Raw genomic sequence first — 1,755 nt, 5'->3', positions numbered from 1 at the left:
CGGGCGGGGCGGGCGCCCCGCGCGGCCAGGCCCGCGCTGGCAGTATGGAAGCGTGGGCGGCGCGATCCATGGCTGTTTCGTTGCGCGGCCATGCCCTGCGGTTATGGTCCGCCGCCGCCTCGGCGCTTTGCGCGGCGCGCCGATGCCGCCACAGTGGCGCCGACCCGTGGAGGCCGGCCATGACATCGCGCGAGCTCGAGATCTTCCATGCCGTGATGTCCTCCCGCTCGCTGACCGAGGCGGCGGCGGCGCTGCGCATCTCCCAGCCGGCGCTGAGCAAGGCGCTGAAGCGGCTGGAGGACCGGCTGCGCATGCCGCTGTTCCGCCGGGTCAAGGGAAGGCTGCGCCCGACCACCGAGGCGGAGAGCCTGTTCCCCGAGAGCGCCCGGCTGATGCGCGACATCGCCCGCCTCAGCCGCACCGCGGCCGAGCTGCGCGGCGGCGAGGCGGGCACGCTGCGCATCGCCGCCTCGGCCTCGCTCGGCCTGTCGGTGGTGCCGCGCGCGATGGCCGAGTTCGCCCGGCTGTTCCCCAAGGTGAAGCTGGTGTCGCATTGCGTGCAGGCCGCGACCTGCGCCGAGCTGGTGGTGGGCCACCATGTCGATCTCGGCTTCTGCCTTTCGCCGGTGGGCAATCCGGGCAGCGTCACCCGCAGCGTCGCCACCGTGGCGCTGGCCTGCGCCCTGCACCCGGACGATCCGCTGGCGCGGCGGCCCAGCCTCTCGCCGCGCGACCTCGCCGGGGCGCGGCTGATCTCCTTCGGCTCCAGCACCTATTTCGGCCAGCTGCTGGACGACGCCTTCGCCCGCGACGGGGTGGAGCGGCCGCTGGCGATCGAGCTGGCCACCTCGCTCCAGGCGCCGGCGCTGGTGCAGAGCGGCGCCGGCATCGCCATCGTCGACGCCTATATGGAGCAGGCGGGCCCCCCCGGCCTCGCCTGGCGGCCGCTGCTGCCGGCGGTGCGGCTGCCGGTGAACATCGTCACCTCGGCGACGCGGCCGACCTCGCACCTGGCCAACCGCTTCGCCGAGATCGTCCTCGCGGCGCTCGGCGCCGGGGCGGTCACGCCGCCCGCCGCTCCCGCGCGTCGAGCAGCTGGTACCAGCTCCCCAGCACCGGCATGAACCAGGGCGTTCCGTCATACAGCGGGTGGTGCGGCGGCAGCCCGTCATCATAGGCGTTCACCGGGTCGGACGCGCCGGAGAGGATCTTCTCCGCCAGGCTGTGGCCGAGATAGGTCATCATCGTCACCCCGCTGCCCTGGCAGCCGGCGACGAAATAGCGCCCCTCGCCACCGCCGAGATGCGGCAGCCGGTCGATCGTCATGGCGACGCGCCCGCCCCAGCCATGCGTCACCCGGAGGCCGCGCAGCTGCGGGAAGCGCGCCAGCAGGGCGCGGTGCAGCAGCGCGCTGGTCCGCCGCTCATCCAGCGGAAAGAAGCTCGCACGGCCGCCGAACAGCAGCCGCCGCCCGTCCGGCGAGAGGCGGTAATGGCTGATCACCCGCCGCGTCTCCGACACGCCGGGATTGGCCGGCAGCACGCGGCGCGCCAGACCCTCCGGCAGTTCCTCGGTGGCGATCATGTGGGTGGTCACCGGCACCAGGCCGCGCCGCAGATCGGGCGCCAGGCCGCGCGCCACCGCGCCGGTATAGGCGTTGGTGGCGAACACCACCCGCCCGGCGGTGAGGGTGCCGCGCGCCGTCTCGGCGCGGAAGCCGCCGGGGATGCGCGCCACCCGCCGCACCGGCACGCC

General features: G+C 74.6%; 2 protein-coding genes. One reads left to right on the top strand and one right to left on the bottom strand.

The window, feature by feature from the left end; translation table 11 throughout:
* Nucleotides 1-179 precede the first annotated feature (179 nt).
* A complete protein-coding gene (locus tag HMPREF0731_RS07050; RefSeq protein ID WP_007003370.1) occupies nucleotides 180-1,124 on the top strand; it encodes a LysR family transcriptional regulator in 945 nt (314 codons plus the stop codon).
* Here HMPREF0731_RS07050 and HMPREF0731_RS07045 read toward each other — a convergent pair.
* The coding region (locus HMPREF0731_RS07045; protein ID WP_007003369.1) for an NAD(P)/FAD-dependent oxidoreductase at nucleotides 1,063-1,755 on the bottom strand (693 nt) is incomplete at its 5' end. The genes HMPREF0731_RS07050 and HMPREF0731_RS07045 overlap by 62 nt on opposite strands.

Source organism: Pseudoroseomonas cervicalis ATCC 49957 (genome assembly GCF_000164635.1).
GTDB lineage: Bacteria > Pseudomonadota > Alphaproteobacteria > Acetobacterales > Acetobacteraceae > Pseudoroseomonas > Pseudoroseomonas cervicalis.
The sequence above is the reverse complement of the archived record's forward strand: the minus strand, read 5'-3'. Positions and strand labels throughout refer to the sequence as shown.